Here is an 8,501-nt window from a genome sequence, read left to right as displayed (position 1 = left end):
CCCCGGCCCGCCCCCCCGCCCCGCGACCGCCTCGAACCCGCCCCCCCCCACCACCCCGCACTCCACGACTACGACGCCCTCCGGGCGACCCTCGCACCCCTGCGGGACCGCGGCATGCGGCTCGGGATCGACGACGTCGGCGCCGGCTTCTCATCCCTGCGGCACATCGTCATCACCAGCCCCGACATCATCAAACTCGACCGCAGCATCGTCGCCGGGGTCGCCGGCGATCCCATCCTGAACGCCGTGGTGCACGCCCTGGTCGAACTGGCCGACGCGATCGGCGCGCACGTCGTCGCCGAGGGAATCGAAACCGGCGAGGACGCCTCCACCCTGGCCGGCCTGCGGGTCGGTCTCGGACAAGGCTGGCACTTCGACCGGGCCACCACCCCGGACGCCTTGCGCGACTCGTACGCCCACCAACTTGCCTGCGCAGCCCGGAGCTGAGTGAATCGTCGCGACGGCGACCGCATCGACGCGCGTGGGGGACCAGGTCGCAGAGGCGCCTCGCATGTCAAGGCCCCAGATATCGGCTGTTACGGGGCAGAGTCCGAAGTCGACTGCCGCGCACGACGGCCGTGCGGGGGACCACCTTGCGCCCGTCGACGGTCATTTCGACGCCGTCGACTTCGTACCACACCTCGTCCTCGTGGCGCTGTGGCGCGTTCCAGCGCACCCGGGTGACGAGCAGGTACAACGTCCCGGCGCCGAAGAGATAGTCCGCCTCGGCGAGGGTCAACACCGGCCAGCCCGAGCCCGCGTTCGACCCGCCCTGTCGATCCCGCACTTTGCTCACCCCGTCCTGCCGCCAGCCCGTCTCCGAGATACCGTGCGCCGCTGCACAGGAATTTTCAATAGCAGATGCACGTGCATCCGCAAGAGACAGCGATAAACGCGACGATCGAGGGAAAGCCGGCCGCCGATCAGGTGAGCTCCTACTACCTGTAGGGATGGCCAGGATGACTGGTCCTGGCCAGGGCGATGCTGCCCTCTTCGGACCGAGTTGCCGCCGAGCTCGGCCCAGCGGGTAGCGTGCTGCCCTGTTCTCTCAAGGAGCCGCTTTGCCGACGGATGACCAGTTCGCCGACCCGTTGACCGCCGCGCGGGCCGGCGAGGAGCAGGGATTCGCCGTTCTTTGGCGTGCGCTGAACCCTCTGGTCCTTCGTTACTTGCGGGTAGTGGTCGGGGACGCCGCCGAGGACGTCGCGTCGGAAACCTGGCTGCAGGTCGCCCGGGACTTCGACCGGTTCACCGGCGGCCCGGCCGAGTTCCGCGGCTGGCTGTTTCGCATCGCCCGGCACCGTGGCATCGATGCGCGGCGCCGGGCCGGCCGTAACCGTGAAGATCCGGTCGAGACGGTTGACGCCGGCCCGGTGGCCCCGGACGCCGCCGCCGAGATGATCGAGGGCGAGGAAACGGCCTGGGCGCTGCGCCGGATCGCCGCGCTGCCGATCGACCAGGCAGAAGCCGTGATGTTGCGGGTCGTGGCCGGCCTCGATGTCGCCACGACCGCCCGGGTCCTGGGTAAACGCGCCGGTGCGGTGCGGATCGCGACCATGCGCGGCCTGCGCCGGCTGGCCGCCGACCCGCAAGTTCGTGATCGAGTGGCGGAAAGCCCGCGCCGAGAAGCTGCCGAGGAGGTGTAACACGATGCGACCCCGCAACGCTCTTCTGCGTGCGATGCGCAAACGGCGAGCCGGTCGGCTCGGCCTCGACGAGGCCGATCGACTGCTCGGCGGTGATCGGGTCGGCCCACGAAGCCCCGGGCTGGACCACTTGCTCGACGCTCTGCAGGCTCCCGCGACCACCGGGGAGATGAGCGGCGAGCAGGCGACGGTCGCCGCCCTCGCCGCGGAGCGTCGCCGTGCTGTGCTGTCCACACGACCGGAAGGAAGTCAACGTGTCCCGGTGTCGACGTCCGCGAGGACGCTCGTCGTGAGCATCGTGACCGGATTGGCTCTCCTGGGCGCCGGTGGCACCGCTGTGGCAGCGAGGACCGGAAATCTCCCAGCCAATGTCCAGCAGCACGCGCACCGCCTGTTCTCGGCGCTCGGGGTGCCGGCGCCGAGAACAGGCCCCTCCGAGCCGGCCCCGGCTCCGGCCGGCCCCAGCGTCACGCCCACCGCGACGGGCTCCCCCACGCCGGCCGCCACGATCACCGCCGGGCCACGGGTGCAGGCGGCATGGTGCGCGGCGTGGCGCACGGCGGCCGAAGGCGGCAAGCCGATGAACGGGCGGTCCCGGCATGACTTGATTGCCGTCGCCGGCGGCCAGGACAACGTCGCCCGGTATTGCGCCCGCCTCACTGCCAGTACGCCACCGGCCACTACCACCGTCCCGACCGCACCGGGCCACGCCTCGGCGCCGCCGCACCCGACGCCGTCGCACCCCACCCCGCACGCCACCACCCCGAGCCACCCCGGCAGGAACAAGTGATCATTGACCCCGTCTTCGTCGATCGGTCGGGACGGCGCCGCCGCCTCGTCCTGATCGCCGCGATCGCCGGCACCTCGGTAGTGCTGGCGGTCCTCGCCGCGATGGTGGCCGGCTTCACCGCTGTGGGGTCCGAGGCCGTGCCCGGCTGGCCCGGCGCCGATGGACACCACGCCGGCGCGAAGCCGCAGCCGGCCGCCACCAGCAGCGCCAGCACTTCCCGGCCGTCGCGCGCGCCAGTGACCGCGGCCACCCCGGCCCGGCACGTCGTCACGGCCGGCGCGCCTGCCTCGGCGCCGACGCGCCGCGCCTCCGCCTCGGCCACCCCGAGCCCCAGTTCACCGACCGGCCCGAAGGGCCGCGGCCACTCCCCCACCGCGCGTCCGTCCAGGAAAAACTGATCGTGGGCAAACGCGTTCTGCGGCGCGAGCCACGCGCCCACTGGGCCCTGCTCACACTCACCATGCTCGTCGTACTCGCGGAGCTGTGCCTCAACGGTTACGTCACCCACGCCGGCGCCGAAGGCGGCGAATCGCCCCAACCCTCCGGAGGACCGGCTCCCGCTGCCGCGATGCACGGTGCCGCGGTGCAGCGCCTGGACGCCGATGGTGCGGTGAGCAGCCGAGCGACGACCGGCAAGACCATCGCGCTCACCTTCGACGACGGCCCCGACCCGGTCTGGACACCGCGCATCCTCGCGGTGCTCGCCAGATACCAGGCCCACGCCACCTTCTTCGAGGTCGGTTCGCGGGTCAACCAATATCCCGGCATCGCCCGCGAGGTCGTCGCCGGCGGCAACGAGATCGGCTCGCACACCTTCACCCACGTCGCCGCCGCGGACACCGCGGCCTGGCGGCTGCGCCTGGAGCTCACCCTGACCAGCAACGCCGTTGCGGCCGCTGTGGGCCGCCGGCCGGTCCTGCTGCGGCTGCCCTACTCCTCCTCGGCCGATGCGCTCACCGGCGCCGAGTACACCGCCTGGCGCGACGCCGCACCGCAATATCTGCTGGTGCTGGCCGACCACGACACCAACGACTGGCAGCGGCCCGGAACCGGCGCGATCGCCCGCGCCGTACGCCCGGGAGTCGTCATGCTGCACGACAGCGGCGGCGACCGGGCCCAGACGGTAGCCGCTCTCGAACAGGCCATCCCCCGGCTCCAGGCCCAGGGCTACCGCTTCGTCACCGTGTCACAGGCACTGCACCTGCCGGCCGCTCCCGCCGCAACCACCGGCCAGCGGTGGCGCGGGCAGGCACTGTGGCTGGCGCAGCTGACCGCCGCCGCCCTGGCCCGGATCCTCACCCTGATCATGGTCGTCGCGGTCGTCATCGGCCTGCTGCGCCTGGCGGTCCAGCTCGTCACGGCCGGGGCACACCTGCGCCGGGTGAAACGCCGGCATCAGCGGCCGCTGCGCAACCTCGGCCTGGTCAGCATCGTCGTTCCGGCCTACAACGAGGCGGCCAACATCGCCGCCACGGTCCGCTCGCTGATCACCAACGACTACCCCGCCATCGAGATCATCGTGGTCGACGACGGCTCCACCGACGACACGGCCGGCATCGTCGAACGTCTGCGCCTGCCCCGCGTCCACGTCATCCGGCAGGCCAACGCGGGCAAGCCCGCCGCCCTCAACACCGGCATCCGGCACGCCCGAGGCGACACCCTCATCCTGGTCGACGGCGACACCGTCTTCGAACCCGACGCAGTAGGCCGGCTGGTGCAGCCCCTGACCGAACCGCAAGTCGGTGCCGTGTCGGGCAACACCAAAGTCGCCAACCGCACCGGACTGCTCGGCCGGTGGCAGCACCTCGAATACGTCCTCGGCTTCAACCTGGACCGCCGGATGTTCGAGATCGCCCGCTGCATGCCGACCGTGCCCGGAGCCATCGGCGCCTTCCGCCGAGCCGCCATCAACGACGCCGGCGGGGTATCAGCGGAAACCCTCGCCGAGGACACCGACTTCACCATGGCGGTCCTGCGCGCCGGCTGGCTGGTCGTCTACGAGCCCCGCGCGGTCGCCTGGACCGAGGCGCCCGCCACCCTCCGCCAACTCTGGCGGCAGCGATACCGCTGGTGCTACGGCACGATGCAGGCCATGTGGAAGCACCGCCGCACGGTGCTGCACCGCGGCGCCGCCGGCCGCCTCGGCCGGCGGGGCCTCGCCTACCTACTCCTCTTCCAGGTGCTGCTGCCGCTGACGGCACCCATGATCGATGTCTACGGTCTCTACAGCATCCTCTTCCTGCCGCTCGGCAAAGCCGCCGCCGTCTGGGCCGGCTTCAGCGCCGTCCAGGTCGCCACGGCCGCCATCGCTCTACGCCTCGACGGCGAACGGTACGGCCCCCTCTGGAGCCTGCCACTCCAGCAGGTGATCTACCGACAGCTGATGTACCTGGTAGTCATCCAGTCCACCGTCATGGCGATGCTCGGCGGCCGCCTGCGCTGGCACCGCATGGTCCGCACCGGCGCGGCCGCCCAACACGCCGGATCACCGCGCTAGCACGAACGCTCGGCGGTCACGCGGATGTGCCGCCCGGTGCTACCTCGCCTGCCAGAAGGCGCATTGGTGCTCGGTGTAGGCATCGACCGGCGCGATCCCGGCGGCCCCGGGAGCGAGCCGCTGGGCGGGCTGTTCGGCCCGGCCCGGGCCGGGCGTGGCCTCAGATTTCCAGTCACGTACATCGACATACTTGGATACGAGACGGGTACTCCCGTAATGTCGGCCCCGTTGTGAACGTTCACTCGACGAATGACCCGGACGGAGCCGACATGCCTGACGAATCTCGGGATCGTGGCGGATCGACCCAGCCGGGACTGACCCGCCGGCGCGCCCTCCAGGTCGGCGCCGTGACGGCCGGAACCCTCGTCTACGGTCTGGAGAGCGCGGCCGCGCAAGCGGCGCCCGACACCCGCGCCCGCGAACGGTCGTTCGACGAGGACTGGCGGTTCTTCCGGGGCGACGTGGACGGCGGGGAGGCGCCAGAGCTCGACGACAGCGCCTGGAGAGCACTCGACCTGCCCCACGACTGGAGCGTCGAAGACCTTCCGTACGCGATTTCCGACGACGGTGCGGCGACCAGTGACCCGTCGTTGCTGACCACGCAGGTGCCGCCGGCCGTGCCGGTGCCGCCCGCGGTGATCGGGCCGTTCGACCCGGCGCGCAGCGCCGGTGGCGGGTCGACCGGATACACCGTGGGCGGCATCGGCTGGTACCGCAAGCATTTCCGGCTCCCCGGCGACAGATCTCTCACCGAGTTGCGCTTCGACGGGGTCTACCAGAACGCTGACGTCTGGCTCAACGGGGTCCACCTGGGCTTCCACCCGTTCGGGTACACCGGGTTCGCCTACGACCTCACGCCCCACCTCAACCGCGGCGGGACCAATGTGCTCGCCGTACGGGTCGACAACAGCGGCCAGACCAGCCGGTGGTACTCCGGGTCGGGCATCTACCGGCACACGTGGCTGACGGTCACCGGTCCGGTCCGGATCGCGCTCTGGGGCATCGCGGTGACCACACCCGAGATCAACGACCAACAAGCCAGCGTACGCGTCGAAGCCGCCGTCACCGGCACCTCGTCCGCCCACGTGCGCGTCACCGTGCTGGACCCGAACGGGCGCACCGTGGCTCGCGGACAGGGACCGGCCGGCGTCCCGGTCGACCTGGTCGTCGCGAGGCCGGCCCGATGGTCACCGGAGTCGCCGAACCTCTACACCGCCCGCGCCGAAGTGATCACGGACGGCCGGATCGTCGACACGGCCGGCACCCGGTTCGGGATCCGCACGCTGCGCTGGGACGGCGAAGCCGGATTCGAGCTCAACGGGAAATCCGTGAAGATCGTCGGTGGGTGCATCCACCACGACAACGGCCCGATGGGAGCCGTCGCGCTCGACCGCTCGGAGGAGCGCCGGGTCCAGCTTCTGAAGGCGGCCGGTTTCAACGCGCTGCGCACCGCCCACAACCCGCCGTCGCCGGCCCTGCTCGACGCCTGCGACCGCCTCGGCATGCTGGTGATGGACGAGTTCGCCGACGTCTGGGACACCGGCAAGACACCGGACGACTATTCCGTGCACTTCGCGCAATGGTGGCAGCGGGACCTGACCAGCATGATTCTGCGTGACCGCAATCATCCGAGCGTGGTGATCTGGTCGCTCGGCAACGAGATCACCGACAACACCGGCGGGCAACGGGGCGCCGAGCTGGCAGCACACCTGCGTTCTCTCGACCGGAGCCGCCCGATCACGCTCGGCGGGGGCTCCACCTTCTCCCCGGACGACCCGTCCTGGTCCTACGTCGACGTCGGCGACGTGCACTACAACGCCAACGGCAAGGGGTACGCCCCGATGCACGCCGCCCACCCCGAACGGGCCATGACCCAGAGCGAGGGCTTTCCCGCGACGATCTTCCAGGACACCGCGTTCGTCGAGAGCAACGACTGGGCGGTGGGCAGCTGGGTCTGGGCGGCCATGGACTACCTCGGCGAGTCCGGCATCGGCAAGACCATCATGGCCGCCGAGGGCACCACCGCCGCCATCGGCGACCAGAGCGTGATGCCCGGATGGTCGACCGCCCGGACGTTGCACCATTCGTGGGGCGGCTTCGGCTACCCCTACCCGTACTTCCAAGGCAATTGCGGCGACCTCGACCTGATCGGTCAACGCAAACCGCAGAACCATTGGCGGGCCGCGGTGTCCGGTCGGAGTCCCGTGGAACTGCTCGTCGAGCGGCCCGTCGTGCCGGGCACCGAACAGGTCGCGGCCTGGTGGGGCTATTACGACGAGCTGGAGAGCTGGACCTGGACCATCCCGGCCGGCCATCCGATGACGGTGCGCGTCTACACACCGGGCGACGACGTGCGTGTCCTGCTGAACGGGGCCGTCGTCGCTCACGGCACGCCGGAGCGGTGCGCCGCCGTTCTCACCGTCCCCTATCGGCCCGGCACCCTCACCGCCGTCGCGAGCAGGAGCGGGCGCGAGATCGGGCGCCGGACCCTGCACACGGTCGGGGCCCCGGCGGCGCTGCGGCTCAGTTCGGACGTACCGGAGCTCACCACCAGCCGCGACGACCTCGCCCACGTACTGGTCTCCGTCGTCGACCGGGCCGGGCGGCTGGTCCCGGACGCCGTGAACCGGGTCAGCTTCACGGCGCAGGGGGCGGGAAGCCTGGTAGCGGTGGGCAACGGCAACCCCCACAACGTCGACAGCTTCCGGCGACCTCGCCGGCACACCTGGCACGGCCGGGCCCTCGCCATCCTGCGTCCCGCCGCCGACCCGGGCACGATCACGCTCACCGCCTCGACGCCCGGCCTGAGCCCGGCCACTCTCCGACTGCGGGTCCATGAGAAGACCGCGCCGCACGTGCGAAATGCACGGGGAAAGGGTGCGGAACCTTCGGCGGGTTGATGCTGCCCGCACTAGTTGCGCAGGTTCTTTCCGGACGAGACTTCCGGCGTGGAGTCAGTCTCCTGGTTCGCCGGGCGACCGATGAGTTCGATCGGCGCGCCCGGTCAGTCCCGGCACCACGAACCTACGGAAAGGACAGTCCGATGACCGAGCTGAACCCGGACCAGGCCCGGCAAGCGATCCTCGAACACACCCGGCACCTGGCCGAATCAGCCACCGCGGCCGGACCCCGCGCCACCGTACCGACCACCCCCGGATGGACCATCACCGACCTCGTCGAACACGTCGGCCAGACCCAACACTGGGTCGCCGAGATCATCGAACGACGCGTCACCGACCCCACCCAACTACCCACCCAGATCGCCGTACCCCCCACCGACCCCGCCGCATGGCCGGCCTGGCTGACGAACTCCGCCCAACGCATCGCCAACGCCTGCTCCGACGACACCCTCGACACACCGGTGTTCAACCCCGCAGCCGACAGCCGGTCCGGGACCCGCTTCTGGCTGTCCAGCATGCTCAACGAGGCAGTCATCCACGGCTTCGACGCCGCCCACGCGACCGGCCGGCCGACCGACATCGACGCCACCGTCGCGGCCGCACTGATCAGCAACCACCTCGCCATGCTCACCGCCCCGACCTGGCAAAGACAGCGCCCCGAGTCCGCC

The 8,501-nt window shown here is 71.0% G+C and carries 8 protein-coding genes; 7 read left to right on the top strand and 1 reads right to left on the bottom strand.

What is annotated here, in order from left to right; all coding sequences use genetic code 11:
* On the top strand, nt 1-447 hold a 447-nt coding region (locus AB0M88_RS43910; RefSeq protein WP_364112533.1), incomplete at its 5' end, for an EAL domain-containing protein.
* Between the two features lie 67 nt (nt 448-514).
* Here AB0M88_RS43910 and AB0M88_RS43905 read toward each other — a convergent pair.
* Entirely contained in the window at nt 515-787 is a 273-nt protein-coding gene (locus tag AB0M88_RS43905) for a hypothetical protein (RefSeq protein WP_364112531.1), read from the bottom strand.
* A 304-nt stretch (nt 788-1,091) separates the two neighbouring features.
* On the opposite strand from AB0M88_RS43905, the gene AB0M88_RS43900 reads away from it, so the two are divergent.
* From AB0M88_RS43900 to AB0M88_RS43875, 6 genes are all read left to right on the top strand, one after another.
* Nucleotides 1,092-1,646, top strand: a complete 555-nt coding sequence (locus AB0M88_RS43900) for an RNA polymerase sigma factor (protein ID WP_364112529.1) — start codon at nt 1,092-1,094, stop codon at nt 1,644-1,646.
* 34 nt (nt 1,647-1,680) lie between these two features.
* Entirely contained in the window at nt 1,681-2,436 is a 756-nt protein-coding gene (locus AB0M88_RS43895) for a hypothetical protein (protein ID WP_364112527.1), read from the top strand.
* On the top strand, nt 2,433-2,834 hold the full coding sequence (locus AB0M88_RS43890; RefSeq protein WP_364112525.1) for a hypothetical protein: 402 nt from the start codon (nt 2,433-2,435) through the stop codon (nt 2,832-2,834). The genes AB0M88_RS43895 and AB0M88_RS43890 overlap by 4 nt, the downstream gene beginning before the upstream one ends.
* A 2-nt stretch (nt 2,835-2,836) precedes the next feature.
* Nucleotides 2,837-4,933, top strand: coding sequence for a bifunctional polysaccharide deacetylase/glycosyltransferase family 2 protein (locus tag AB0M88_RS43885; RefSeq protein ID WP_364112523.1), 2,097 nt, complete (start codon nt 2,837-2,839; stop codon nt 4,931-4,933).
* Between the two features lie 269 nt (nt 4,934-5,202).
* Nucleotides 5,203-7,833: a glycoside hydrolase family 2 TIM barrel-domain containing protein gene (locus AB0M88_RS43880; protein ID WP_364112521.1), complete on the top strand. Its 2,631-nt coding sequence runs from the start codon at nt 5,203-5,205 to the stop codon at nt 7,831-7,833.
* Nucleotides 7,834-7,976: 143 nt separating this feature from the next.
* A partial coding sequence (locus tag AB0M88_RS43875) for a maleylpyruvate isomerase family mycothiol-dependent enzyme (RefSeq protein ID WP_364112519.1) occupies nt 7,977-8,501 on the top strand: 525 nt, incomplete at its 3' end.

The organism is Actinoplanes sp. NPDC051411, from assembly GCF_040682075.1.
Taxonomy (GTDB): Bacteria; Actinomycetota; Actinomycetes; order Mycobacteriales; family Micromonosporaceae; genus Actinoplanes.
Note: the sequence above shows the minus strand (reverse complement) of the source record. Positions and strands in the feature narration are given on the sequence as shown.

Excerpts from the sequence above, each read along its gene's own strand:
- AB0M88_RS43895 (WP_364112527.1), top strand. The coding sequence starts at position 1,681 with ATGCGCAAACGGCGAGCCGGTCGGCTCGGCCTCGACGAGGCCGATCGA.
- AB0M88_RS43880 (WP_364112521.1), top strand. The coding sequence starts at position 5,203 with ATGCCTGACGAATCTCGGGATCGTGGCGGATCGACCCAGCCGGGACTG.